Source organism: Desulfobaculum bizertense DSM 18034 (genome assembly GCF_900167065.1).
Lineage (GTDB): Bacteria > Desulfobacterota > Desulfovibrionia > Desulfovibrionales > Desulfovibrionaceae > Desulfobaculum > Desulfobaculum bizertense.
Genome location: NZ_FUYA01000012.1, coordinates 1 through 25,120 on the forward strand (window position 1 = coordinate 1; position 25,120 = coordinate 25,120).

21 protein-coding genes are annotated in these 25,120 nt (G+C 41.9%); 5 read left to right on the forward strand and 16 right to left on the reverse strand.

Going from position 1 to position 25,120, the window contains the following annotated elements:
* Window positions 1-76: 76 nt before the first annotated feature.
* Together B5D23_RS13815 and B5D23_RS13820 are read right to left on the reverse strand one after the other, a co-directional pair.
* On the reverse strand, window positions 77-1,609 hold the full coding sequence (locus B5D23_RS13815; RefSeq protein ID WP_078686045.1) for a hypothetical protein: 1,533 nt from the start codon (window positions 1,607-1,609) through the stop codon (window positions 77-79).
* A gap of 3 nt (window positions 1,610-1,612) precedes the next feature.
* On the reverse strand, window positions 1,613-2,425 hold the full coding sequence (locus tag B5D23_RS13820) for a ParA family protein (protein WP_159446015.1): 813 nt from the start codon (window positions 2,423-2,425) through the stop codon (window positions 1,613-1,615).
* 326 nt (window positions 2,426-2,751) lie between these two features.
* On the opposite strand from B5D23_RS13820, the gene B5D23_RS13825 reads away from it, so the two are divergent.
* The 4 genes from B5D23_RS13825 (at window position 2,752) to B5D23_RS13840 (ending at window position 6,722) form a co-directional block, all read left to right on the forward strand.
* A complete protein-coding gene (locus B5D23_RS13825) occupies window positions 2,752-3,249 on the forward strand; it encodes a GNAT family N-acetyltransferase (RefSeq protein ID WP_078686047.1) in 498 nt (165 codons plus the stop codon).
* Between the two features lie 693 nt (window positions 3,250-3,942).
* A complete protein-coding gene (locus tag B5D23_RS13830) occupies window positions 3,943-4,605 on the forward strand; it encodes a hypothetical protein (RefSeq protein WP_144012633.1) in 663 nt (220 codons plus the stop codon).
* A gap of 6 nt (window positions 4,606-4,611) precedes the next feature.
* Entirely contained in the window at window positions 4,612-5,283 is a 672-nt protein-coding gene (locus B5D23_RS13835) for an RluA family pseudouridine synthase (protein WP_078686049.1), read from the forward strand.
* 224 nt (window positions 5,284-5,507) lie between these two features.
* Complete coding sequence (locus tag B5D23_RS13840) at window positions 5,508-6,722, forward strand: dicarboxylate/amino acid:cation symporter (RefSeq protein WP_200803676.1); 1,215 nt, start codon at window positions 5,508-5,510, stop codon at window positions 6,720-6,722.
* A 100-nt stretch (window positions 6,723-6,822) separates the two neighbouring features.
* On the opposite strand, the gene B5D23_RS13845 is transcribed toward B5D23_RS13840, so the two are convergent.
* Both B5D23_RS13845 and B5D23_RS13850 read right to left on the reverse strand, forming a co-directional pair.
* Window positions 6,823-8,238: a multiheme c-type cytochrome gene (locus B5D23_RS13845; RefSeq protein ID WP_078686051.1), complete on the reverse strand. Its 1,416-nt coding sequence runs from the start codon at window positions 8,236-8,238 to the stop codon at window positions 6,823-6,825.
* A gap of 24 nt (window positions 8,239-8,262) precedes the next feature.
* Window positions 8,263-8,820 carry a cytochrome c3 family protein gene (locus B5D23_RS13850; RefSeq protein ID WP_078686052.1) on the reverse strand — a complete coding sequence of 186 codons (558 nt, stop codon included), beginning with the start codon at window positions 8,818-8,820 and terminating at the stop codon, window positions 8,263-8,265.
* A 98-nt stretch (window positions 8,821-8,918) separates the two neighbouring features.
* Here B5D23_RS13850 and B5D23_RS13855 point away from each other — a divergent pair, with 98 nt between their 5' ends.
* Window positions 8,919-9,308, forward strand: a complete 390-nt coding sequence (locus B5D23_RS13855; RefSeq protein WP_078686053.1) for a prenylated flavin chaperone LpdD — start codon at window positions 8,919-8,921, stop codon at window positions 9,306-9,308.
* A 109-nt stretch (window positions 9,309-9,417) separates the two neighbouring features.
* On the opposite strand, the gene B5D23_RS13860 is transcribed toward B5D23_RS13855, so the two are convergent.
* Genes B5D23_RS13860 through B5D23_RS13915 form a run of 12 tightly spaced genes read right to left on the reverse strand, consistent with a single transcriptional unit; the run spans window position 9,418 to window position 25,115 of the window.
* Entirely contained in the window at window positions 9,418-10,944 is a 1,527-nt protein-coding gene (locus B5D23_RS13860) for a lipid II flippase MurJ (RefSeq protein ID WP_078686054.1), read from the reverse strand.
* Window positions 10,925-12,019, reverse strand: coding sequence for a glycosyltransferase family 2 protein (locus B5D23_RS13865; protein WP_078686055.1), 1,095 nt, complete (start codon window positions 12,017-12,019; stop codon window positions 10,925-10,927). The genes B5D23_RS13860 and B5D23_RS13865 overlap by 20 nt, the downstream gene beginning before the upstream one ends.
* A gap of 37 nt (window positions 12,020-12,056) precedes the next feature.
* Window positions 12,057-13,007, reverse strand: coding sequence for a glycosyltransferase family 2 protein (locus tag B5D23_RS13870; RefSeq protein ID WP_078686056.1), 951 nt, complete (start codon window positions 13,005-13,007; stop codon window positions 12,057-12,059).
* A gap of 3 nt (window positions 13,008-13,010) precedes the next feature.
* Entirely contained in the window at window positions 13,011-15,749 is a 2,739-nt protein-coding gene (locus B5D23_RS13875; protein WP_078686057.1) for a hypothetical protein, read from the reverse strand.
* A 2-nt stretch (window positions 15,750-15,751) separates the two neighbouring features.
* A complete protein-coding gene (gene neuC, locus B5D23_RS13880; protein WP_078686058.1) occupies window positions 15,752-16,936 on the reverse strand; it encodes a UDP-N-acetylglucosamine 2-epimerase in 1,185 nt (394 codons plus the stop codon).
* A complete protein-coding gene (locus B5D23_RS13885) occupies window positions 16,933-18,084 on the reverse strand; it encodes a LegC family aminotransferase (protein ID WP_078686059.1) in 1,152 nt (383 codons plus the stop codon). Before B5D23_RS13885 ends, neuC begins: the two co-directional genes overlap by 4 nt.
* 20 nt (window positions 18,085-18,104) lie before the next feature.
* On the reverse strand, window positions 18,105-19,100 hold the full coding sequence (locus tag B5D23_RS13890; protein WP_078686060.1) for an NAD-dependent epimerase/dehydratase family protein: 996 nt from the start codon (window positions 19,098-19,100) through the stop codon (window positions 18,105-18,107).
* 30 nt (window positions 19,101-19,130) lie between these two features.
* Window positions 19,131-20,540 (reverse strand): nucleotide sugar dehydrogenase, encoded by a 1,410-nt coding sequence (locus tag B5D23_RS13895; RefSeq protein WP_078686061.1) that lies wholly within the window; start codon window positions 20,538-20,540, stop codon window positions 19,131-19,133.
* Window positions 20,541-20,587: 47 nt separating this feature from the next.
* Window positions 20,588-22,372: a thiamine pyrophosphate-binding protein gene (locus B5D23_RS13900; RefSeq protein WP_078686062.1), complete on the reverse strand. Its 1,785-nt coding sequence runs from the start codon at window positions 22,370-22,372 to the stop codon at window positions 20,588-20,590.
* A gap of 22 nt (window positions 22,373-22,394) precedes the next feature.
* Complete coding sequence (neuB, locus tag B5D23_RS13905) at window positions 22,395-23,414, reverse strand: N-acetylneuraminate synthase (RefSeq protein ID WP_078686063.1); 1,020 nt, start codon at window positions 23,412-23,414, stop codon at window positions 22,395-22,397.
* An 11-nt stretch (window positions 23,415-23,425) separates the two neighbouring features.
* A complete protein-coding gene (locus B5D23_RS13910) occupies window positions 23,426-24,058 on the reverse strand; it encodes an acetyltransferase (protein WP_159446016.1) in 633 nt (210 codons plus the stop codon).
* Window positions 24,051-25,115 carry a sugar phosphate nucleotidyltransferase gene (locus B5D23_RS13915; RefSeq protein WP_078686065.1) on the reverse strand — a complete coding sequence of 355 codons (1,065 nt, stop codon included), beginning with the start codon at window positions 25,113-25,115 and terminating at the stop codon, window positions 24,051-24,053. Before B5D23_RS13915 ends, B5D23_RS13910 begins: the two co-directional genes overlap by 8 nt.
* Window positions 25,116-25,120: the final 5 nt, after the last annotated feature.

The window sequence follows — 25,120 nt, forward strand, 5'->3', positions numbered from 1 at the left end:
CCCCTTGCAGAGCACGAGACGGAGTCTCGTAACCCCATCCTCTCCTCCTCCACGAAGAGCAAAACAAAAAGTAATCTTATTTGCCAAACGAATCATTTCGGCGAGACCATTCACGCAAAATCCAGTGAACATTTGGTTCGTGGCCGCCGCCGGGCTGGGCGTAGAGAATTATTTGCTGCTCATCTTCAGAGAGATCGTGAAACCACTCCATGGCCTTCTTGCTTTTTTGGCTGTAGCCATTCTGCGCAGCCTTTTGCTCATAAGCACGAATGCGCTGAGCTTCTTCAGCCTGCTCCCGGGCAAGTTTTTCTGCGGGGGATTCATAGCCAAGAGGCTTGGCGTAGTAGCCTGTTTTTTTCAGGGCAACAAAAAGCCAGGCTACAGGATCGCTGACAGGCTTCTGTGCTTTGTCCCGAACTTCTCCGTGCTCCTTAAGCTCCCATTCGACGTAGTTGAGAGCCTGCCGGACAATGTCGAATGGAATATCCCGAGCGTCGAAAATTGGTTTGAGCTGACTCAGTTGGCTGCGTCCCCATCCCTTCTGGTGAATCAAAGGCCAGGCTGCGGCAATATTTTTTTCAGTGAGGTCCCATTCACTGGCTGCTTGACCATGGATGGGATGCTGCAGCGTAGAGTCAGTCTTTAGCTCTACGTTATTCTCTTTAGTAAGAGAGTATTCTTTCTTTCTTTCTAAGAGGGCAAATCCAACAGTTGGATCCGACAGTTGGATTTGTGTGTTGGATTCGTGTGTTGGATTTGCAAAATGGGGTATTTTGAGGGTGATTTTGAGCCCCTGTCTCCCGTCGGTATCCGCCCACTTTTTCTTTTCGAGAAAGCCTTCTCTTTCGAACTTCCTGAGTATGTCTCTTACTGTCCCTATGGCAACTCCTGTTTCCTTGTGTATCAAGGCATTCGTGGTGATTTGGTCGCCAAATTTTTCGAGATATGCCCAGACTTTTTTCTGTGATTTTGTCCGGACTATTTTTTTGAAATTGAGGAAGTTTTTAGGGGGATTTTGCTGTGTTGGATTTTCGGTCTCGTGTGTTGGATCTGTGTGTTGGATTCGTGTGTTGGATTCGTGTGTTGGATCCAACACACCCCCTGTTGGATTCGTGTGTTGACTTTTAGAATCCAACACTCTTTTCCAACAGTCCGGTCCAACATACCCCCTGTTGGATTCGTGTGTTGGATCTGTGTGTTGGGTTTGTGTGTTGGATTCGTATGTTGGATTCGTACCTGGTGATGACGAATTCTTCTTGTCCCCCAAGCCTTCCTCGTGGTTAAGAGGGACGCTCGTGAGGTGTCGGCGTGTGGTACTCGAAGTAGCCGATTCCTCACTTTTAGTAGGGGGTGTGTTGGATTCGTATGTTGGATTCGTGTGTTGGATTTGCCTGTTGGACTTTTCCGGTGTGTTGGATCGAAAAAGTGCCTTTTGACTCTCAAATTTATTCTGAAGCGCCTGTTCATATGGGTTGGATTCAAGGTCCGCCAAAAGAGAAGCAGTCATGTCATCTTTAGACTGGGCTGCTGTCTTTTTTTTGCGATTCTTTTCCTGCTCAGCAAGCTTCTGGCCTTGCCGGAGCATTTCCGAATATGCGCCGCCAGCCATGAATTACTCCTGTGCTCCAACTCGTTCGAGGAGTTCGCTCGTTACAGCCTGATAATCCTGCGCGCCGTTTGATTTGGGATCTTCTTCGAATATGGTCCTTTGGTTGGACGTCGCCCGGTTTATGGCTGTGTTGTTCCGAATGGCGTGCTGGAATGTCGCCTCCCGGAAATAACTCGCAATTGCGGTACTCATGGACTCAGAAAGATTTGTCCGGTTGTCCCGCATGGTAATAAGCGCACCAAGGATGTTTAAGTTTTTGTTAAACGACTCCCTGATAAAATGGATATGCGCCTGGAGCTGCTGCATGCCTTTGAGGGCAAACCAGTCTTCGCTCTTGACGGGAATAATATAGTAGTCACTGGCTGCCAGCGCGTTATTCAGCGCAACGTTGATGTTTGGCGGGCAGTCAATCAAAATGAAGTCGAATTTGTCGTGGATTTCTTCGGTCAGCTTGTCTCGAAGTGCAAGGAACGAACTCCTTGGGTCACCACTGCCATCAAGCCCAAACATATCCATATTGCTTGGTATCATGGATATGGTAGGGTACTTCGTCTTTTCCGAGTGCTTTGGGTATTTGGTAGGGTAGATGCACGGTTCAAGACTCAGCTTCTCATCACGTATTACACTTGCAAATGTGAGAGGGTAGTCAAAGGGAGACATTGTCCCGTAGATCAGGGTAGTATTATGCTGCGGGTCAGTATCGATTACCAGAACGCGTTTGCTGTGGTATTTCGCAAGGCAGTGAGCAATATTGATCACGCTCGTTGACTTGGCTACACCACCTTTCTGATTGCAAAAGGAAATGACTGTGGCCATAGTGTAATCCTTAGTTTTGGTGATTATGCCTTGTACTTTACCCCACTTTAGGGGAAAGTCAAGGTGGGTGTGTTTACTTGAACTGAGGAGCATATTGGGGTTGGTTTCTTTGCTTTATAGCGGAAAAACAAAGGGTTATCACTGCCTTGGACTTGGGGAAGTCCCCCTTAGGCCTCTTGCTGAAAGACAAAGAATACAGAAGAATTTTCCTCAGGATGCACGCCAGTTGTGTCTTAGCGCTATCTTCCCCCTTGCTAGGGGGAGAGTAGCTCTTTATACAACTCCGTATGTGATTTTTAATTCTCCGTAAGAACAAGGAGCTTACAATGGGTTTTCGTTTTGAAATTCCCACGGATATACCTGAAATTTCAAAGCTTGTTGAAACTGCGTTTTTGGATTTGGAGATTAGCCAGAACAATGAGCATCGGATTTTGGACGCCCTTCGTGACGCCAATGCCTTGAGCCTTTCCATGATTTATGAAGAAAATGGAGAGATTCTTGGGCATGTCGCGCTTTCTCCTGTAAAAATTTCTTCCGGTGATGGAAGTTGTTTTGGACTTGGGCCTATTGCTGTTAAGCGTGAAGAGCGGCATCGTGGTATTGGCAGTGCGCTCGTTATCCGTTGCCTTGAGATGTTACGCACCTCCAATGCTTCTGCGTGTTTTCTTGTTGGTAATCCCGATTTTTATTCGCATCATGGCTTTGTTGCGGACTCTCGCTACACTCTTCCTGGTGTTCCCCCAGAATTTTTTATGGTGCACACCTTTCGCGATGATCTCCCTGCTGGCGAAGTCAGTTTTCATCCTGCCTTTTTTGTGGAGTAGGGCAGAGGGGGCGAGAGTCGGATGTTTCGTTAGGGAAGGGTGGGGTACGAGACTCTGTCTCGTGCTCTGCAAGGGGCGCTGCCCCTTGACCCCGCCCAAGGACGAGGCCCTTGGGAATCCCGCTTTCGCTGAAAAAGAAGGCTGAATGGGATGAAAGCTTCGCTTTCCTCTCCCTCAGCCTTCTTTTTCAGCTAGGGGCATTTCCCGATCGAGTGTTCTTTTGCCTTGTTTACTCGTTTTTTTTCTGAACGCGAGCGTTTAGAAAAAAAGGTGGTGACACGCAGAAGAGAAAGAGGCTCTTAACGCCTTCTCACCCAAGTTTGAATTTGGTTCACGCAAAGCGTGAAACGAATCCAAACTCGTTGAGGATACGTAAGGGAATCATTCCCTTGCGCGGGGGCTTGGGGGCAGCGCCCCCAAATCTTCCCCCATCCAGCCCTTTCCACTTCCAACACAGGAAAGCTAGGCTTGTGAGGTAAGGCAAAAATTGCCTAAGCAATCTTTACGCTCAGGAAGAGTTAAAGGCAATAGGTTTATAGATATAAAATGAAAGAAAACCCACGCTGGCCACAGGACGATTTTAGGGCGTGTTTTGCCTACTGCGCCTCGTGCAAAGTTGAGCATGAGTTGCGCGTTGGACCTGCACGTCGTGTAGCTCAAATACTGTGCTCACAGCTGGAAACGTCAGGACGTATGGATTTTGAATCTACTCAAGCTCACCCTGATTTTTCACTCGAGTATCTCTGGGGCAGTGCTCGCGGACAAATGCTTGGCGTGATGAGCTATGAAGATGCAGCGGGGAAAAGGGGCTGGGCCAAGGCCTTTTCAGGTCAGTACAACGGCCACTGGGAAATTCCTGGCTGGGTTCCACCTGTTTTAGATCCGGAGAGCTTTTGGGATATAAGTGCCCCGGTTGATGCTCAAATCAAAGCGGTGAGCAGGGTGCTGAGGAATGAAGGAAGTGAAGAGGACTGTGTGCTGACAAAAAAGTTGGTTGGTTGGCCTCTCACTACAGAAAGAAAAACGGAGCTTGCTGCGTACCGGAAGCGTCTTTCTCAAGAATTGATGCACGATATTCAGGATTTGTATGTGTTGCGAAATTTCCGAGGTGAGGAAAGCTTGCTTCGGGACGTATTCCTTGCGAAGGGAATACCTACGGGCGCGGGAGACTGCTGTGCGCCAAAACTACTACAGTACGCCGCAAAACATAAACTTCGCCCTTTGGGGCTTTGTGAGTTTTACTGGGGGCGGGAGAATCGTTCTGGTTCACGCCAGCACGGTCATTTTTATGCTGCCTGTAAAGAAAAATGTCAGCCTCTGCTGGGCTTTATGCTCTGCGGGCTGGGAGATGACTAACGATATATGAAAATTTTGCATTCAGACAAAGATATTATTGTGGTGAACAAGCCGAGCGGCCTGCTTTCGGTCCCCGGCAAGGGACCAGAGAATCAGGACTGCGTAACCGAGCGGGTGAAAGAGCTTTTCCCGGACTGTCACCATTACCCGGCGGCTCACCGGCTGGATATGGATACCTCTGGAGTGATGGTCCTTGGACGAACCGAAGAATCGTATAAGCATCTGTGTGCTCAGTTTCGGGAGCGTCAAACAAGGAAGCGCTATTTTGCAGTGCTCCAGGGAGAGCTGAAAGAGCAGGGTGGTGTTGTGGATTTGCCGATTCGAATGGACCCGCTCAATCGTCCATATCAGGTCTATGATCCTGTTGACGGGAAAAAGAGTATCACGCACTGGGATTTGTTGGGGACGCATGGAGGATTGAGTTTTGTGGAGTTTACACCACATACAGGCCGGAGCCATCAGCTCCGGGTGCACTCCTCTCATGAGCTTGGGCTTGGAGCTCCGATTTTGGGTGATCGGCTTTATGGAAACGGAACAGGCCCGGGGCAGCTCTTTTTGCATGCTCATTATTTGTGCTTTTTTCATCCTCAGACCGGGGAGGAAGTAGAGTTTCATGCTGAAATTCCTCGGCGCTGGAGGCACTGGGGCCTCTTTTTTGAGAAAAAATTCCGAAAATAGCTCTCCACCGTTTTGTCAAAAACTGTGTTTTTGATAAGTTAATTGTTTAGAATTTATAAAGAAGTCTATTTTTAGAACAGTTTTACATCGTAAGTCTTCTAAAAAAATGTGAAAAATAAGATTGCCAATCTTGGATTTCTGATAAATGGTTTTTAATACACTCTTTTTTGCTGCGTTTTTTTGCAGTTTTGTGTATGACCATGAAAAATTTTAGGGAGGACGATGTGAAACTTTGGATGAAAATCCTCATAGGCATGATTGCTGGTGTCATCTTTGGGCTTGTTGCACCAACTGCCTCACTCTGGATCGCCCCATTAGGGACGCTTTTCCTGCGCGGAATCAAACTGCTTATTGTTCCGCTTATTTTTGCAACACTGGTATCGGGCATGACCTCGATGAAGGATCTGAGGACTCTTGGGCGAATGAGTCTGAAAACCTTCATGATCTACATCCTGACCACCATGTGTGCAATTACCATTGGTCTGATGGCCGGCCTGATTTTTGAGCCGGGCGCAGGCATGCACCTTCAGGTGACGGGCGTGCAGGAAGCTGCAAAGCACCAGAGCCTGATCGATACGCTGCTCAATATTGTGCCGACCAACCCGGTTGCCGCCATGACCAACGGTCATATTTTGCAGATTATTTGTTTTGCCATTCTGCTTGGCATTTCTATCAATATTGCTGGCGAAAAGGCTGAGCCGGTCCGCAAGATCTGTGATGGCCTCGCTGAAACCATGTACGCCATGACCAATCTGGTCCTCTCCTTTGCTCCTATTGGTGTTTTTGCCTTGATGGCAAAGCTTATGACCCAGTACGGCATGGCTGCCATTTTGCCCCTGCTCAAGGTTATCGGCCTTGCGTATGGTGCGAGTCTTATCCACATTCTTTTGGTTTATGGTGGTAGCATCGCAGCTGTGGCTGGCCTGAATCCGCTGAAGTTCTTCCGCGGCATTTTGGACGCTCAGCTTGTGGCCTTCTCCACCAGTTCTTCTTCCGGCACCCTGCCTGCAACGATGCGTTGCGCAGAAGAGAACCTTGGTGTGTCTAAGCCTATTGCAAGTTTTGTCCTTCCGCTTGGCGCAACTATTAACATGGACGGCACCGCTATTTATCAGGGCGTCTGCGCAATCTTTATTGCTCAGGCTTACGGTGTTGACCTGAATATGACCGCCTATATGACCATCATTTTGACAGCAACGCTGGCTTCTATTGGTACTGCAGGTATCCCCGGAGCAGGTCTGATTATGCTGTCCCTTATCCTGACTTCCACCAATATCCCGATGGAAGGCCTTGCACTTATCGCTGGTATTGACCGTATCCTTGATATGGCACGTACCACGGTGAACATCAGCGGTGACGCAATGACGTCTCTTCTGGTCGCCAAGAGCGAAAAGCAGCTTGATACGAGCATTTATAATCAGGCCAGCGCCAAGTTCTAACGCTGTTTTGATTTCCCCTTTTGGGGGGCAATGCATATAAAAGAGGTTCCGGCCAGTGGCTGGAACCTCTTTTTTTGTCGCTGTTTGTGTCCTCAGGCAGTTACTTCTTGTCGTTCATTTTGCCAAAGATTTCCTCTGGCTTTGTGGTGTCGCCACCAGTGTTTGGGAAGGTCGGATAGATGTATGCCTTTTCGCCAGTTTTGAGCAGGTGGTTTGCTTCTTCCATAAACGCGTTGAAGCGGTGCTTGCACTCATAGGCGCCGTGCCACCATGCGTAGTCAGGAGCCATCATCATGGCGCCCATGCGTGCGCGACGGCCTTCGTGGTGCCAGAGCTCATAGAACTGCACTTCAAGGTGTTCATCAAAGTATGTGGTCTTGTCGAGCAGACCCTTTTCATAGAGCTTGTCGAGCATGGCCTTGGCTGGCTTGTAGTAGCCTTCGTTGTATTCTTCCACGGTCTTGTCGTAGTCGAAGTAGAAGTCGTTGATCCACGTGTCACCGTGGCACTGGCGGCAGACAGCTTTCATCTTGTCGCGCTCGATTTTCCAGCTTGTTTTGGCCGGGAAGGGCTTGAAGTTTTCAGGCCGTACGGTGAGCGGAGCCTGGGTTTCCCAAGAGATTCGTTCGGTGACGTCGTGGCTGGTCATGATTTTGCCAGAACCAGACATATGACATGCGGAACATGTCGGGGCACGGTAATCAACGCCAGCGGTCCATGTCCCGGGAGAAGAATTCCAGTTGTACTGGTCGCCAAAGGTGTCATAGATGTCGCCGTGTTTGGATTCCGTAAAGATTTCGATCTGCGGATGGTCCGGACCGAGATGGCATTGGCCACAGGCTTCAGGTTTACGAGCTTCCATAACGGAAAAACGGTGGCGGGTATGGCAGCTTGTGCAGCTCCCGAGAGAACCGTCGAGATTCACTCGGCCAACGCCAACGTTGGGCCATGTTGTGGGATCAATCTTGCCGTCTTTCATTTTGATAACAGTACCGTGGCAGTAGTAGCAGCCTGTTTTGCGTTCGTTATCCGTGTTCATGCCTTTGTTCAGCCACGGATCAAGCTTCCACATAATTTCAATGGTGTTGGCGTGCTTGGAACGGCTGTACTGTTTTACCTCGTCAGGATGGCAGCGCGAACAGTCTTTAGGGGTGACAACGCTTGCCACGGGAACACGGTATTCAGCTTTGCCCCACTCATTATCTGAGCGGTCGTATTGCTTGGCGTGTTCTGTACTGACGTCTTTGTCCGTCGGGTCTGCCTGGTGGCAGTCTATGCAGGTAATTCCAGCGTGAGCGTGGCGGCTCTGTGCCCAGTCAGAGAACATTCCGGGGTGTTCTGTGCGGTGGCACATAATGCAGGCCTCTGCCTGTTTTGACATGCTTCGTTCCAGACGGAATTCTCGTTTTAGAGTTTTGTCTGACTGTTTGGCTGGTTCTGTTTCTGCAAAAGCAGGAGCAGAAAGCATGCACAGTCCGAGTATGAGACTTAAAAAAACAATGCCCTGTCTTTTCATATTCCCTCCAACGTTAGCCCCAGTTTAAAGTCCTGCCAGCCCCGCATTCAGGCGGTACTGTTTGTAGTCATAGAAAGGCCTTGGGTTATGAACAAGGTTTCTGTGACAGTCGACACACTTCTTTTCGTATCCCTCGCGAGGGTAGAGCACAGCCCTGTGTGCAAGCATTGCCCCGCGGTTGTTTGGGATGTACAGAATATTCCGATGGCATTTCTGACACTGCTCGTTTTTAAACGTGGCATATGCTTTTTCCCGTTGTTCCGCGTTATCATAGGCTTCTGAGCCTTTGATGATATGTGAGCCAACATCACGGATGCCATGTGCAGTCTTCATGTAAAAGAAATTGACCATATCGTGAGGCGCGGGCAAATGGCAGTCCATACAGTCCGCGACGACTCCTTGGCCATTGTTGACGTGGCTTGAGGTGCGCCAAGTGTTATATGCGAAATGGATTTCGTGGCAGGATGCGCAAAACTGTGGCGTAGAGGTCCTCACCATTGTGTAGAAGAGTAGGCTAAAAATGGGGAATGCTAATATAATACCCAACGCAAGGCACAGTAATGATTTGCATAATTTTTTCATCGCGTGTCCTTTTTGCGGCTTTGATGAAAATTTTGATACAAGTATACTGTATTTTTAGAATAGATCGAAGATATTTTCTTTTAAAAAGGTGATAAAGCATGGGCAATGAATCGCATTTTTGTTTTTTTTCTCAAAAAGAAGAATTTTCACGTGGGAATATAGACATTTCCTGTTTTTCTCTTGGTGCAGATGCCTCTGTGCTTATTTCTGGAGGAGAGACTCCGCACATTGGCGCTCTTGCTCTTGCTTCTCCTCACCCTTCTTTAGCAAATCCTGCAGAAGTCAGCTCGACGTGTTCTGTTCTTGCATTGCCGCAGCATCGCGAGGATCAGCTCGCGAGAAGCATTGCGTTACGACTCGCCGCAGCGTGGAACTGTGTCGTGTCGGTCGCGTGTGGTATTCATATTGATGCTGCTTCATCTGAGGAAATTCAGGAAATTCAGATGGTCGTTGAAAGGCTTGTGACTGACGCTGAAAGAAGTCGCTAGGCGTTGGGTGGCGTGTTTTGTTGGGAAGGTTCCAAAATAAGGAAGACGAGACTTTGTATAGTGCCTACAAGGGGCGCAGCGATGAGAAATAGTGCTTGTTACTGTTCGATTACTCTTGTTGCCTCCCTAAAAGGAGGAATTGAAGTGTGTTTATTTGTTTTGATGTAAATAATTTACAGTACCTAATAGTTTTATAATAGATATAAAAGAAAGCAATAAGAGCAGAGAATAAAAGAACTGTTTGAATGAGTGTGCTATCGTAGATAAAGTCAATTGAAGGAAGGAATAGATTTGTTGAGAATATGAATAAACAAAGTATGACCCATTTTGAAGTCGTACTGCTAATAATTGATTCTTTTTTAGAAAGGTAAAACATAAAAAATAAGAGACTTGTCATACCTCCAAATGCATTGTGAAGAATTATTATTGATACGTTTTTTGTTATCATCCCCGTATAAATGCTAACCCCTGCTGTAATAGCCTGGAGAGTTAAACCAAATCCAGCTATCCGTAAGCTATGATTGATAATTATGTATCGTCCAAAAATTAATGAAAGAGCCTGAGGAATAAGCGTCCAGGCAAGTAATTTTAAAAAAGCTGTAGAAACAATAAGTGCTGTTTTTTCAAAATTTCCACGCATAAAAAGAATTTTTACAATTGGGATATTGAAGAGTGTAAAGGTGAGGGTTGCAAACCCAAGTATGAAAGAAATTATTGTAATTGAGTCAATAAATATTCCCCTTTTGTTCTCTTTAGATGCACTACTCCCCCAATAAGACCATAATGCTCCATGTAAAGAAAATGTAATGATATTTTCTGGAATACTATAAATAGAAAATGCATATTGATATCCAGAAACTGCGTTTGGAGAAAGAGATTGAAGAGCGAAACGAAGGAAAAAGGCGACGCCTTGAGTAAGGAATAAATAAAATACAAATGGCAAGGACGCTGTAAAGAGATAGGAGGGAAGTTTTGGAAGTGAGAAAGGGCGATAGCAAATGCCCTTTTTGTGTAGAGCAACTAAGTTTAAAATTGATGCGCAGAGAGCTGCGATTAGAATTCCCCATGCGATGGCTAAGATACCTAACTCTGCGCCGAGAACAATGACAGAAATTATTGAACCTATGACTCCAAGTATTTTCCCTAGTTGTATGTAAACACTTTCACCATAGAGTGTGAGGGTTGCAGTTAATGATTCATTAATTTGTAATAAAATTATGGCAAAACTGAGTATGGGGATGAGCCTTATAAATAATGTTTGTGCTTCGGAATTGTTAGGTGCTAATGTCGTGCTTATATATAATTTAGTTGTTATAAGTGTTGAAATTATTAAAATAGATGCGAAGAGAAGCGCATTGAAAAGAGAAGAAAAGTATTTGCTTTTTTTTATAGAAGAAGACTCTTTTTTTTGATGTATATCAAGAGAGAATGATTCTTTTATTGCGCAGAGAGGCACTGTTATAAGAAGGATAAAGAAATAACATATCCAATATGTATCAAAATTTGTGGATACACCATATCGCCATGAAAGAATTATTTGATTTATTAGTGAAAGAGGATAAATGAGTATTGAGAGCGTCAGCAGTTTTCCTAAATTTGTTCTAAGGAAAAAAAAGTTATGGGCGCTCTTTTTCATGATTTTTTTTATTCCAAAAGCTTTTAATATACTGTTTAGGGGTTGTCCAAGACTTGTATTGCATTTGCAAGAGAGGTGCAAAAGGTAAGCTTACATAATGTAATATATTCCAAATCCATGAAGGAATACTGTTAATTTTTGATATTCTGTAATTATCTTGATTAACCTGTTTCAAAAGTAATGAAAATTCATTCCATGAGTCTGTTTCCGAGAATATTCGCTGCACTAATAGAATGAGAACATTTTCGCTAACATATCGAGAGGTTTCCCTTGCTGCGCATCTAGAAAGGGCAAGCTGAAGTTTTGGTTCTCGTGGGAAAAGTCGTTTGCTAAGTCTATTGTACTCTCTCAAATCCAAGAGTGCCCGTTGAATAAGATTTTGAAATTTTTTGGAGTCATTTCCTTTTATAGAGTAAATTATACTTTCGGTCAGCAGGGTTATCCGAGCTTGGTTTTTGAGTTGAAAGATTCCTCGATAAGTTTGGGGGAAAGAAGAAGCGCGTTCGAGATCAGGAGGCATAGGGACTGAGCTGGCGAGATCCGTCCGTTGGCAAATGTTTGAGAGAAAACTAAAAGAGCCTGCAAGATTGATAATTCGTTCAAGATAGGCAATGAGCTCATTGTCATTTTTGCATTCAAGGCATGTACCATGAGTGTATGGCGGGGAAAAAATTTTTAACGGATCACCATAAAGACCTGAAGTGTTGTATTTTTGGATACCTAAAAGTATTATGTCAGTTCGATTTTTAGCAATCTCTTCTAAAACATCATGTACGAGATTAGGGGAAGGGATTTCGTCATCTCCAATGATCCAGAGCCATTCACCTCGTGCAGCTTCAAAAATATATTTGTAATTACCATTAAAGCCAATATTTCTGTGATGTCGAATAGCCTTTAGTCGCGGACTTTGATTACAATATTCTCTAATGACTTTAGAGGTATTGTCTTCAGATGCATTGTCAGTAATTAGAACTTCAATTTGATCGTTTATTTGGGGCAATAAGTGTTGGAGCAATATTTCAAGATGAACGGCTCTATTGAACGTTGGAATAGCTATTGTGAGCAACGGCAACATGGGACTCCTTCACTCAAACAAAATTGGAAAGACTTTTTTAATGAGGATTCTCATTAAAATTTATTCTTTTTTCTTCGATTACGAGAGGACGCTTTGTTACATGAGTAACTATGAGACCAATATATTCACCAATGAGTCCTAACAGAAGGAAGAGTAATCCCATTAAGAAAAAGAGCCCAATAATAAGAGGGGCTACACCTGCCTGAAAGCTGTTCCAGGCGAGCAGTTTATGAATCATATAATATAAGCCTGCAAAAAAGCTTCCTCCGCTTACAAAAAGGCCCATAATTGTAGCACAGCGGAGTGGCAGGCGGGAATGATTTACAATTCCTAGGAGAGCTGTATCAAGATAAATCATAAAATTCCCCTTTGTGAAACCTCTCGTTCTCTGAGGTTTAAAAAAAGGAATCTCAGCACGTTTCCATCCCATTTCAGTTATTAAACCCCGTACATATGGGTAAGGCTCGTTTAGAGAGCGAAAGACATCCATTGCGGATTTGTCATAGAGACCAAAGCCTGTAAATCCTGAAATTTGATCGACATCCGAAAGTCGTTTGATAAGCCAATAGTATGCTTTTCTCGCAATCGGGAGGATCCCTTTTTCTTCTGTTCCTGTACGGACTGCTAGAGCTAGCGTATAGCCCTCTTCCCATTTTGATATCATTTGAGGAATAAGTTCTGGTGGATCTTCAAGGTCAGAGGCCATAGCAATAACTGCATCTCCTTTTGCAAGAAGAAATGCATGCCATGGGGATCGAATATGGCCAAAATTTCTGACATTAAAAATTGCTCGAAAATTTTTGAAATTATCACAAATTTTAGAAAGTTCAGCACGAGTTCCATCGGTGGAGCAATTATCAATGCATATAATTTCGTAATCATACTGAGGGAACTGGGACATGGCTTTGCGAATTCTGTTGTTGAGTTCTTTGATATTTCCCTCTTCGTTATAGCAGCCAGTCACAATGCTTATAAGTTTTTTGGACATTGTTTAATCCCCTTTTTTCCTTTTATAGACAGAGATGAGAGGTGTTGATTCTACAAGAGTATATGAGCTGCGTATCGAATTGAATATGGATCGCATTGCTTCAAATGTAGAAGGTTTGAACTGCGTTTCAGCCCTAAGCCAAGGGTTTGATGTGTAACCATTGTAAAGAGGTATTATATCAAGCTGATATGGTGAATCGATATCTGAATCGACAAAAATGAATTGAGGTTTTTCTTTTAGAAGTTGTTCCGTTACAAATTTTACTTCCTTCTGGGTGATGAGAAAATCAATAAGTGAAAAGAAGGGGTAAGCTCCATTTTTCTTTGAAAGATAAGTTAAAAAGAAATCATACTGTGAGATAGTATAAATTCTTTTTTGTTTTTTGGGTGTGTACTTTTTAATGAGTTGGATGGGCTTTACAAAAAATTGTGGATTCATTGTAGATACAAAATTAGTTTCCCAACTTTTCCACGTATAGAGGACATGAGAGTGAACGTTTCTATAGTATCTTTCTTTTCCCATCTTGTAGTTTTCATATTTTTCTATTCCCAAAGAGAAAAGAAGTACTAAGATGAGACCATAACATGCAGTTTGTACCCAATCCTTTTTATTTTTTTCATTAAGTATGAAATAAAAATATATAATGAGTGGGATCGAATGGATAAAGATATACATTAAGAAATGAGTTTTGATCCCAGACCATGTATAATAGAGTCCTATTTCCATTGATACAAAAATGGAAAAAAGTAGTGGGGGTGTTAGTTTAGATTTATTTTTTCTCATATGGATGAAAATAAATATATCAATTGTGAAAATAAAGTATAAAAAATAGGACTTCCAAGGTTTCATGGGAATACTGAGCAACCCCTGCAAGTAATAATTGCTAATAGTGTGTTCTCCAATTCTTGAAATGGGATAAATGATCAAAATTAATAAAGACGTCAGTGCTAACCCAATTAGAGATTTCTGTATTCTATACTCACCACTTAAAGTGAGGGTAATTAATACACCACACCATGCGATTGAAAGCATTAACCCAAATTCAAAATTGATAAGGAGTGACAACGCTAGAAAGATAAGAGTTATTACGTGGGCAAGGATTGGATATCGTTTCCAATAATATATAGAGCATAGTAATGGTGCAAAAAAGAGAACTCGAAGTTCTTCAAGACCACGGTAGACAATGAAAATTCCAAATCCTGTCGTTATTTTGCAGATGATCCAATATATACTGCATATTGAAACAATTTTTATATCCTTAAAAAGAATGAGGAGTGAGATTATTGTTATACAAAAACTGAGCAGAGCGATACTGGGCATCATCCTACAAGCGACTCCCCAGTTGAATTTATGTGTAGGTGAAAAGAGACTCACTATTTTTGATCCTAAAACAGTGAATCCAACACCATACTCATGTGTCATTCTTTGAAGTGGTTTGCCATTTTGATACTCAAACATTGGAAGAAAGTGATAAAGTTGATGCGCTAATTCTCCTCCACGAAGAGCCTGTGCTGTAATTTCAAAATTAGCGTTGCGTAAAAATTCTTGTGCAAGGCCCTCAGAAGGGATTTCATCATATTTTGAAGCGAGCTGCTTTGAAGTTTTAGAGAGTTGAGCTTTTCGAAGCTGTTTAAACTCGAGTGATCTTTTTTGGCGATATCTTTGTCGCAGACGATCCAAGGGAGTTTTCTGAGATTTATATGGGGTGGTAAGAGTCTTGAATTCTGAAAGTCTTTCCAGAAGATTCATGTTCATTGCGTAGGCTTTGTTGTTACCTGAATTAAAACCCTCTGCCCAGACTACGATAAATTTGTCATCTTTATAAAAAAGTTGAGGAGGAAAGACAGCAAGGCGAGTTGTTACTTCCCAGATTGAACGCTTTGGTATTGTTTTTTTGTTATAATTTTGAACAAATTCATTGAGAGCCTTGTTGTTTGGCGGGACATCAATACTAGAAGGGAAACTGTTCCACTTATGATGGTTGAATATGTCTATTTTTTTTCGAATTCCGTGCAAGTGCAGCTTGTTAATTAGTTCTGTGGTATTTATTGTTGTGTCTGGAATGTCAAATGTTGGTTCCTTTTTTGATAAGTCTAGAAATCGTTCATTTTCGTCATATCCAATTTTATACATTTCAGGGATTCGCTGAAATGTATTTAAAATTATTACAGGCTCTTTCCAAAGTAATTTGCTATATATCTTTAATGTTACTCCTAATGATGCAGTAAGTATCAAAACAGATATAAGAATCATAACCCGTTTGTTTTTTTGTGTAAGATTTATCTGTTTGAGGTATTCTGCACACGTAAGAGTAATGTCTTCATTCGTATTTTTTTTAAAACTAAAAAAGAGAAGAATAAAAAAAGTGAAAGGAATTAAGCCTGACCATATAGAGTGAACAAAGCATGAACCTAAGCTCAAGAAAGAAACAATAATTATAGTTTCGAATAAAGGATATTTAAAACTGTATTTATATTTGATTAAGAGCTTGCTGGTTAAAAGAGAAAGGCCAATAAAAAAACATGAAATAATGTAAAAATATAATCTTGGATGAAGTGAATTGAAGTGAAAAGCCCCAAGAGCAAGGAATTGTATATCTTGAGCGGTTGTTTGGCTTGACTTTAAAAAAGTAAAAAAACTGCTAGATAACCCTATACCGATGCAGACAAATATCCAAAAGAGGGAAAGCTCATATATTAAAGAAGGATTTATTTTTATTTTTTCTAACAGTTTTTTTATCATGTTTAATCCGTTTCGCTAAAGGTGAAATTCCAATCATAAAATTGAGATTTAAGAATTTTATCTAACGGATATGTAGCTAGAGTATGCGCAATATTTTGAGCAGATCCCTTTTTATCATAAGGGTTGCTTGTGATTTTGGCGAGTTTAGCGGTTTCTGGTTGTAAAATAGTGTGAATTCCTCTTGTAATGCTTTCGATGTCTGTACCACAGTGGATAACCGCAGAAGATCTGTAACGCCCCTTTTGTCTTTCTCCGATGTCTAAGACAGGAATACCCAAACTCGGTATTTCGATAATACCACTTGAAGAATTACCGAGTACGCCAAGCGCATAGCGTGAAGCGCTGTGATAGCGATAGACTCCAAGGGACATGAAAAATTTGAAACGAGTATGAGTTGCTGCCCGTTTTTGCAATATGGAGTTTATTTTGTTTCCACCAGCATCAGCATTAGCCCCTGTGAATATAACGTATATGTTGGGGAATTTTTCTAATGCACTGAGAATATGATTTATCTGAGATTCTTCTGTACATTTTTCTTTTGTTACAGGGTGATATGTTGCAATAATGTATTGTGCATCTTTAGGGATATTGAGTTCTTTTCGGATATTATCAGGAGGCATTAATGAACTTTTTTGAATGTTTTCAACCCCAAGTGCTCCAACGTTCCATACATTTTTTGGATTTTCTCCCATCTGAATAACACGTTTTCGATGTTCCTCACATGACGTAAAATGAAGTTGTGCCATTTTGGTAATGGCGTGACGGTAGGCTTCATCTATAGCTCCAAGTGTTGTCTCACCTCCATGAAGATGTGCAAGTGGAACACCGGACGTTACTGAAGCTGTGGCCATGCAAAGTGTTTCATATCGATCACCAAGTACTACAACAAGATTTGGTGAAACTTTTTGAATTATATCTGCATATTTAATAATGGCTTCCCCCATGCTGTGACAAACCCCTAACGGGGTATTGTCACTGAGATCTATGGGGGCATAATGATATTGTATGGAGTCACTTTGTGATAACTCAGATACAGTTGCTCCGTATGCTTGATCAAGATGGGTTCCACTAATGAGCAAATGCGGTTCAATTTGAAATTTGATCAATTCATTAAGAACAGGCCGAAGTAATCCATACTCAGCACGAGTTCCTGTAAAAACAAGAATACGTCGCTGTTTTACTATCATGAAATTCCACCTTCTACGCCACTGGGTAAATTTACCAATCGGTTTGCTATATCCACGGTAATATCAAGTGAGCCTTTAGGAGTGTCCGTATACATGGGCAACGTGTGCAATGGAGCCCAAGCTGGCCTTGTCATAAGCTTTGCATCGTTACTTGCTGCGAGGAAATTGTCTCGTTCTGTCTTATTTTGAGTTAACACAGCACAAAGCCAGTAGTTTGACAGGGTATCGGGGAGTTCCGTTACAAACTCCCATGGTGAATTCATAAAAATATGATCGTATATTTCAGCTCTTTTTCTCTTTATGTTGAGTATTTGAGGAAGCTGCTCTAGCTGAGCACAACCGAGGGCTGCATTTACATTAGGCATCCTGAAATTCCACCCTGCGTAGTCATGGAAGTATTCCCACCGATGCGGTAGTTTTGCGGTGGTTGTAAGATGTTTTGCTAAGTCCCCGATTTTTTCATCGTTGGTGAGTATCGCGCCACCACCACCTGTGGTCACTGTTTTGTTGCCGTTAAAAGAAAGAGCTCCAAGCAACCCCATAGTCCCACAATGTTGACCTTTGTAGCTGCTACCAAGTGCTTCTGCTGCATCCTCAACAATCGGCACATTCCATTCTTTGCATATTTCTTGAAGCTCATTCATCCGGCATGAAAGTCCAAAGCTATGCATTGGAACACATGCTGAAATCTTTTGTCCGGACTCTTTAAGGAAGGTTCCATGTCCTTTTTTGATACAAAAAGATTCAAAAAAAGCCTGGACGGCATGAGGAGAAAGACCAAGCGTACTTCGTTCGATATCGGCAAATGCGGGCGTAGCTCCGATATGTGCAATTGCATTTGCCGTTGCGACAAATGATAAAGACTGGGTTAATACGATGTCCCCAGGCTTGGTTCCTGCGAGCCGGAGGCACATTTCAAGAGCAGACGTTCCATTTACACAAAGTACGGCTTTTTTTGCTCCTGTAATTTCTTGGAGCATTTTTTCCATGCGGTTTACGTATTCACCAACGCTGGAAACGAAAGTAGAATCGATGGTATCGAGTAAATATTGCTTTTCTTTGCCATGAAAAACAGGAGCATGAAGTGGAATAAATTGATCCCCGAAGTGTTGCTTTTGGCGAATTTCAGCAAGAAGATCTTCAAACATTTTTTTCCCTTTTTATAAATTTAGCTTGCACTCTTCTGGAAGCCGGAAAAAATTTTGTCTTTATACCAAGAATATGTTTGGGCAATTCCTTGCTCAAGAGAAACTAGTGCATCAGGATATCCAACAAGTGAAAATGCTTTGTGCATGGAGGGACAACGTCGGGCAGGAGAACCGCTGTTCATGTCTTTATACACAAAATGAACTTTTTTACCTATGGTCTCTGCAACAATTTCAACGACTTTTTTGATTTTAACTTCGGGGGATTCATTACCGATATTGAAGACTTCACCAGTGCTTTTTGAATTTTCTGTAAGGAGTTGGATGAGGTTAACCGCATCTGAAATATAGCAAAAAGTACGTTGATGCTCTGGGGTATATACCGTTACGTCAGAGAATTCTTTTGCAGAATTAATTTTATTAAGCTGCTGTGGAATCACATGGGCCATTCCCATACGAGGACCATATATATTGTGTGGTCGAATAATCATTATAGGAAGGTCGCTTTGGTTAAGCATCGCTTCACCATAAATTTTTGATAACATATATGATGTTCTGGGAGACTGGAGGTCTAGAGTTGCCAGAGGTGTTTGCTCTGGCGTCGGTATTGCCATTTCAAAATATTTAAGAGTCCCTGCGTATACTTCACTTGTTGAAGCAAACACAAATTTCTCAAGTTGTGATTGTTTCTCGGCAAGATGAATCATATTGTCAAGAAGCCTTAAATTAAGAGTTAAAACATCAAATGGTCTTTTTAAGACATGTTCAACACCGACAATGGCAGCGAGATGGTAAATATATGTGTAGTCTTTATCCAAGGTATTCAAAAACTGGGAGTCAAGAATATCTCCATTAAGCAGTTGGAGATTTCTTGAATTGATTGCGTCTTCAATCTCTGGGTCACGAACTCCTCGAGAAAAATTATCTAACAGGTCTACTTGATACCCGCTTTGAGCGAGCTTTTTACCAAGGTGGAAACCGATAAATCCTGCTCCGCCAGTAATCAGAACTTTTTTCATTTTATTTTTCCCCTCTTGAAAGGAATAAATTTATCCACGCCCAATCATTTTGAGAGGGCAACCGTAAGCTTGGATTGTTGCTATTTGTTTTTCAGTGAGGACGTTGTTGGCATCAAAAATAAGTGGTTTGGCTCCATTAAGCCATTTGGGAATATCTATGTCTTGATACGCCTTGTGCCCGACGGTGAAAAGCAGTGTGTCAAATTCTTTTGGCTCTGGATAAGTCTGAATGACTTCTGTTTTCAACTCAGGCCAGAATGTAACAAGGGGATCATGAAAGACGAGTTCAGCTCCGCTACTGATTGCTTTGAGTGCAAAAATTTCGGTAGGAGAATATCTCGTATCACCGACATCCTGCCGATAGCTTACCCCCAGTACGAGTATTTTGCGCCCGGCAAGGCCTCCTAAAGCCTTTTCTAGGGCATCTAAGGTTACTAAGGGCATCTTTTTGTTGAGAGAAACAGCCTTAGTACAAAAAGGAAAATCCAAGTTATTAAGACCAAATAAGTCTTTTGCAGCGAGTTTTGCAAAGTATGGATCTTTTGTGAGGCAGTACCCACCTACACCGAAGCCTGGTTGGCGAATGTTCGAATGAGTTGGGCGCATACGAATTGCGTTAATGACCTCAAAAATATCTATACCAACCTGTTCTGCAAACCTTCCCCATTCTTCCATGAAAGCGATGTTTGCTGCTCGATACGAGTTTTCTAATACTTTTGCTGTTTCGCTTGCTGTTGTTGTTTTCAGCCTAGTAAGAGGAAAGTTGTCTGTGTGTATGAAGGATCGGAGAAATTTTTCGCATAAATCTGCGGAAGCTTTGTTAATTCCAGAGTAAACACGCCAAAAATTAATGATAGAGTTATAGTATTGCTTCCCCGGCATAACTCGTTCATAGCTGTGTGCTATATTAGGAGTAGAATTTATGCCTCGTTTCTTGAACTCTTTGTCGATGATAGGCAATACGACTTTCTCACATGTCCCTGGGGGAACTGTTGTTTCGACAACGATTAGGGCATCAGGTTTCATATTTTCCCCGATGCTTGAGACTGCTTCTTTGAAGGCAGAGAGGTCTAAATATGGAGTCCCATCGTTTTGATATTGAATATCTAAATTGATATCCACTACGATGTAGTCTGCTTCAGCAATCAAGAGATGCGATGTAGCGCAATAAATATTTCCATATTTATGAGCTTTTGAAATTGCATTTTTTAGTTCTATATCTGTTGTTTCAAAAGGAAATATTCCATTGTTTATCGAGTTTACTCTTTTCTTCCCTAACTCTGTGGGCCTATCTATACCGATAACGTCATAGATAGGGATATTTCTTTTTGATGCATTTGAAACCGCAGCTGCCATTGCTGCTCCAACAAAACCTAACCCAAGGATTGCAACTTTTTTACGAAGGGCGTCAAACGTATCAGGCAAAAGGTGGTTTTTCATAATGTCCTCAAGGAAATTAAAAGCAAAAGATATTGGTAAGTTCTTTTTTAGTTGAAAATATTCATATTTTCTTCAATTTCTTCAGGAGGTAGAAGAGGGGTCATGTCTTCCAAAGAGCGAGAAGCCAAGCTCCCGTCTTCTTTTTGATATGAACCAACTTTAAAATATTGCTGGTTCTGTGATGTTTTAATTTCACAGATCCATGGTTCTGTATCTGAAAAGATTTTTGAAATAGCCTCTCGAATTTGTTCATTATTTTCGAGAAAAATGTATTTTAAACCAAAAGCTTTAGCTAGAGCTTTAAAATTTGGATTAGCAACGCCAGACTTCTTGGTTGCCGCAACATAATTTCCCTTAAAAAAGCGGTCTTGTGTTTTTATAATACCCATATATCCGTCATTGTTACTAATGAATATTTTGGCATTACATTTATGAAATCCTAAAAAAAGGAGTTCATGTATATTGAACATGATGCTCCCATCCCCTGTTGTGAGTATAGATCGTCGATTTGGCGAAGCAACGCAGGCTCCAACAAGGGCCGGCAAATCCCATCCCATAGCTCCATAACAAAAATTGATGAGACTTCGTTGCTGTGACTTGAATTTGTGATTTTGAAATTGAATAAGCCCCCCATCATGCGAATTGCCTCCGACCAAAATATCTGTTTTATCCATTTGCTGAGAGAGTTCTTCAGAAAATGAAAACATATCAACACAACATTTTTGCCTGAGCTGATGAGGTAAAGATGGTGGATATTTTTCTTTCCACATTGTGCAGGTCTTTTTCCAGCAATGGGAAATTTTAATTTTAGCTGTATTGATTTCCGCCATGAGCTTTTTCATAAACGTATCAACGTCTGTTAATACTTTGTGATCTATTGAAATATTTTTTTTGTCTAAATCTCCAGCGTCAATATTTACAAGAATTTTGTACGCGTGTGGCGCGACCCCTTGAGCAAAGCCAAGTGAAGAGATGGAAAGGCTTGCTCCAAGTCCCAAAACAAGATCTGCATTTTGCAATGCAAAGTTAGCTCGGCGTTGCCCCGCAGGGCCTAGTCTACCTTGGAAAAGAGGATCATTTTCATCCAATAAATCCATTGCACTCATTGTAAGCAGTGTTGGAATTTCTGTTCTATGTACTATAGATTGAAATGTTTTTCTTGCATGAGCTAGAATTATTCCGCTTCCGCCAATAATGACGGGACGTGTTGCTTTATAAAGTTGCTCAATGACTTTTGAAATATCGGTATTTATGAGAGATGGGCAAAGGTTGCTTGAAGGAACATACCCAACAAGTTCATCTGTTTCGATTAGTGAAGACTGTATATCGAGTGGAATATTGATCCAGGCAGGGCCTGGCCGACCATTTTGTGCAAGATAAAGGGCCTTTTCTAGTTCATATCGAATACTCAAAGGATCCATTACTGTTATAGCATATTTAGTAACCGGCTTTGCCATCGGAATGATGTTAATTTCTTGAGGTCCAACCTGTCGTTGTGTTTTATAGTCGGCCAATACCCCAGTTCTGACTTGTCCTGAAATGACAAGTAAAGGGATTGAATCTACCCATGCTCCAGCAACACCAGACAGGGCGTTAGTGCTTCCTGGACCAGTCGTAACAAGGCATACTCCAATATTTTCTGTTGTCCGCGAGTAGGCTTCTGCTGCGATAGCACAGGCTTGTTCATTATAATTGCACCAGTATTTGAGTTCCTTGTTTTTTCCAAGTGCCTCGCAGAGAAACATTATCCCTCCACCAGACACCATGAAGATATCTTTTACTCCTTCAGCCGCAACGCGTGAAAAAACATAATCAGAAACGGTGGTTTTCATGTATGTATCCACTAATAATTATTTAGAGTAATTCGTCTTTTTTAAAATTCCGAGGAGCTGCTGTTCCAATAATGTCATCCCAACACATGGGAGAAATTCCATTCCCAGGGCGTTTTGTTGTTAAATTTTCTTCTGTTAAAAGCTCACCAGCCAGAATGTCCCGTGCAGCTACAATGCTTTTTCGGGCCACAGTCCTATTGGGTATTTCAGATGGGGCAGGTTCCTTGATCCCATTTCCAAGACTTGAAGACACATCTCGAATTGCTTGCACCATTTGTTTTAATTCATGAGGCTCCAGACTTGCTTTGTGGTCAGGTCCATCCATCTTCTTATCAAGCGTAAAGTGTTTTTCAATTACTGTAGCTCCTAGAGAAGCGGCGGCAATAGGGATTGTTATTCCTTTTGTATGATCAGAATATCCAATACCAGCAATATTTGAAAATTTATCTTTTAGTGTAAGCATTGCTCTGAGGTTCACATCTTGAACTGGGGCAGGATACTCTGTTGTGCAGTGAAAAAGTGTTATACTTGATTCCTTCACTCCTGATTTAATTAATGCATTAAGAGCATTTTGAACTTCATCCAAAGAACTCATTCCTGTTGAAAGAAAAATATCCCACTTAAATTCTGCTATGCGGCGAAGGTATGGAAGGTTTGTAATTTCTCCAGATCCTATTTTAACAGTATTCAATTTCATTTTTTGTAAAAATGAAATTGATTCAAGATCAAAAGGAGTTGAAAGAAATTGAATTCCTTTTTCTTTTGCGTGCTGAGCAAGCGTATAAAAATCATCAAGCGGAAGTTCTAATTTTTGGAGCATCGCTTGTTGGGTATTTTGGGTTTGAGTATTTATCTCTTGGTACTTTGCCATTGGAGCATTTTCGGTCGTCAGGGAAGATGTTTTGAACGTTTGAAATTTGACGATATCTGCTCCAGATTCAGCAGCGGCATCAATTAGTTCTATGGCAAGTGACACGTTGCCATTGTGGTTGACTCCGGCTTCAGCGATTACTCGGACATATGGGGCAGGTTGATATAACATGATGCGCCTTTTTATGTCAGTGGTGAAAGGACATTGGATTTGATCGTTTTATGTGGGGGGATATCAAAAAGGATTCGTAGACCACATCCAATGACGGCATTTTCGCCGATATGGATTCCTTCACGACATACCGATCCCGCGCCAATAAAAGCTCCATCTCCGATGCTAACGTTTCCGCAAAGAACTGAACCTATCGAAATATGGCAGTGGTTTCCGATTTGGCATCCATGTTCAACAATCGAGCCTGTATTTATTATTGAATTATCACCAATCGTGACATTACGATTAATACATACATTATGCATAATGATAGTTCCTTCACCAACCTTTGTGCGCTGAGATATTGTAGAACATGGTGAAATTACTGTAGCAAGATCATAATTATTTTTCTTAAGAAGAGTATAGAGACGTTTTCGTATTGTAGGTGTTTTTATTTGCCCAACTGTTATGAGAGCTAAATTATATTTTCCCCTAAGTGCTGGAATATTGTCATCGTAACCTAAAGGCGGGTAGCCACAGATATATTCTAAGGGCTGGTCAGGACCATGTATGATTCCAGCAATACTGATGCCTGCTGACTCTAATACATCTAATGTTGCGATACAATGTCCTCCTCCACCTACGAGAAGAAGAGGACTATTCATTATCTTCTCCATAAAGCTGGACCGATTGTGCTTCTGCATAATCGCCTTGCCGGCCTACATCCATCCAAGTTTCGCAAATCGGATATACAAGAATATCTTTATTTTTGTGTTGTGCTTGCTGGATAAGAGTTGGCATATCTATGAAAGTATCTTTAGGGACAAATTGAAGAAGATCAGGCTCAATAATATAGCATCCTGAATTGATAAACCATGAGTTTACAGGTTTTTCTTCAAAGCCCATAAGTTTATTTTCTGAATAGTTTACAACTCCGTAAGGATTCTGAAAAGTAAACTCTGCGATCCCCATGGTCGCAAATGCTCGGTTATAATTATGAAAAGAAAGCATGTGGCGGAAATTAACATCTGTAAGAACGTCCCCGTTCATAACAATAATTGGAGATTTAGGCTGCTCAGGGATAAGACTTAAAGCACCTCCCGTTCCTAAACGTTGCTGCTCTCGAAGGTATTGAATTTCTACGCCCCATTGGGAGCCATCTCCAAAATGTTTTTCAATTATTTCATGGAGATAATTCACAGCAAAATAAAATTTAGAAATCCCATTTCGCATTAGGTTTTCTAAAATTCTTTCTAACATTGGCTTGCCACCGACCGGTAACATTGGCTTGGGGCAATTTTTTGTCAGGCATCCCATTCTTGTTCCAAGCCCACCACACATTATGACGGCAGAGGTCGATGCCGTCTGCACAGGAAGAAAGGCTTGTTCAATTTCTAGTCCTGCAAGGTGCCCTGTTGAATCAAGTATAGGTAAGTGTCTTATTTTCCCAGATTTCATCCGAGCAAAGCGAGAGCGTGGGGACTCGTTTGTATATCCAACAACTGCATTTTTTTGCATAGCTTGGTAGATAGGATCGGAGATGCGAATTCCTTGCAAAAAAGCTCTGCGAATATCTCCATCTGTCAATGTCCCTAAAAAGACCCCATTTTTATCTGTTACAAGAAGCGTTGGGAGAAAATACTCATTAAACAGATGCATACAGGAAATAATAGAATTATCTCCTATAACAGTTATCCGTTGTATTTCATTTTCAAATGACATGATCT

Excerpts from the sequence above, each read along its gene's own strand:
- B5D23_RS13895 (WP_078686061.1), bottom strand. The coding sequence starts at position 20,540 with ATGAAAAACCACCTTTTGCCTGATACGTTTGACGCCCTTCGTAAAAAA.
- B5D23_RS13865 (WP_078686055.1), bottom strand. The coding sequence starts at position 12,019 with ATGTTGCCGTTGCTCACAATAGCTATTCCAACGTTCAATAGAGCCGTT.
- B5D23_RS13835 (WP_078686049.1), top strand. The coding sequence starts at position 4,612 with ATGAAAATTTTGCATTCAGACAAAGATATTATTGTGGTGAACAAGCCG.
- neuC (WP_078686058.1), bottom strand. The coding sequence starts at position 16,936 with ATGATAGTAAAACAGCGACGTATTCTTGTTTTTACAGGAACTCGTGCT.
- B5D23_RS13815 (WP_078686045.1), bottom strand. The coding sequence starts at position 1,609 with ATGGCTGGCGGCGCATATTCGGAAATGCTCCGGCAAGGCCAGAAGCTT.
- B5D23_RS13875 (WP_078686057.1), bottom strand. The coding sequence starts at position 15,749 with ATGATAAAAAAACTGTTAGAAAAAATAAAAATAAATCCTTCTTTAATA.
- B5D23_RS13830 (WP_144012633.1), top strand. The coding sequence starts at position 3,943 with ATGGATTTTGAATCTACTCAAGCTCACCCTGATTTTTCACTCGAGTAT.
- B5D23_RS13885 (WP_078686059.1), bottom strand. The coding sequence starts at position 18,084 with ATGTTTGAAGATCTTCTTGCTGAAATTCGCCAAAAGCAACACTTCGGG.
- B5D23_RS13855 (WP_078686053.1), top strand. The coding sequence starts at position 8,919 with ATGGGCAATGAATCGCATTTTTGTTTTTTTTCTCAAAAAGAAGAATTT.
- B5D23_RS13820 (WP_159446015.1), bottom strand. The coding sequence starts at position 2,425 with ATGGCCACAGTCATTTCCTTTTGCAATCAGAAAGGTGGTGTAGCCAAG.
- B5D23_RS13890 (WP_078686060.1), bottom strand. The coding sequence starts at position 19,100 with ATGAAAAAAGTTCTGATTACTGGCGGAGCAGGATTTATCGGTTTCCAC.
- B5D23_RS13915 (WP_078686065.1), bottom strand. The coding sequence starts at position 25,115 with ATGTCATTTGAAAATGAAATACAACGGATAACTGTTATAGGAGATAAT.
- B5D23_RS13910 (WP_159446016.1), bottom strand. The coding sequence starts at position 24,058 with ATGAATAGTCCTCTTCTTCTCGTAGGTGGAGGAGGACATTGTATCGCA.
- B5D23_RS13845 (WP_078686051.1), bottom strand. The coding sequence starts at position 8,238 with ATGAAAAGACAGGGCATTGTTTTTTTAAGTCTCATACTCGGACTGTGC.
- B5D23_RS13870 (WP_078686056.1), bottom strand. The coding sequence starts at position 13,007 with ATGTCCAAAAAACTTATAAGCATTGTGACTGGCTGCTATAACGAAGAG.
- B5D23_RS13850 (WP_078686052.1), bottom strand. The coding sequence starts at position 8,820 with ATGAAAAAATTATGCAAATCATTACTGTGCCTTGCGTTGGGTATTATA.
- B5D23_RS13860 (WP_078686054.1), bottom strand. The coding sequence starts at position 10,944 with ATGAAAAAGAGCGCCCATAACTTTTTTTTCCTTAGAACAAATTTAGGA.
- B5D23_RS13825 (WP_078686047.1), top strand. The coding sequence starts at position 2,752 with ATGGGTTTTCGTTTTGAAATTCCCACGGATATACCTGAAATTTCAAAG.
- neuB (WP_078686063.1), bottom strand. The coding sequence starts at position 23,414 with ATGTTATATCAACCTGCCCCATATGTCCGAGTAATCGCTGAAGCCGGA.
- B5D23_RS13900 (WP_078686062.1), bottom strand. The coding sequence starts at position 22,372 with ATGAAAACCACCGTTTCTGATTATGTTTTTTCACGCGTTGCGGCTGAA.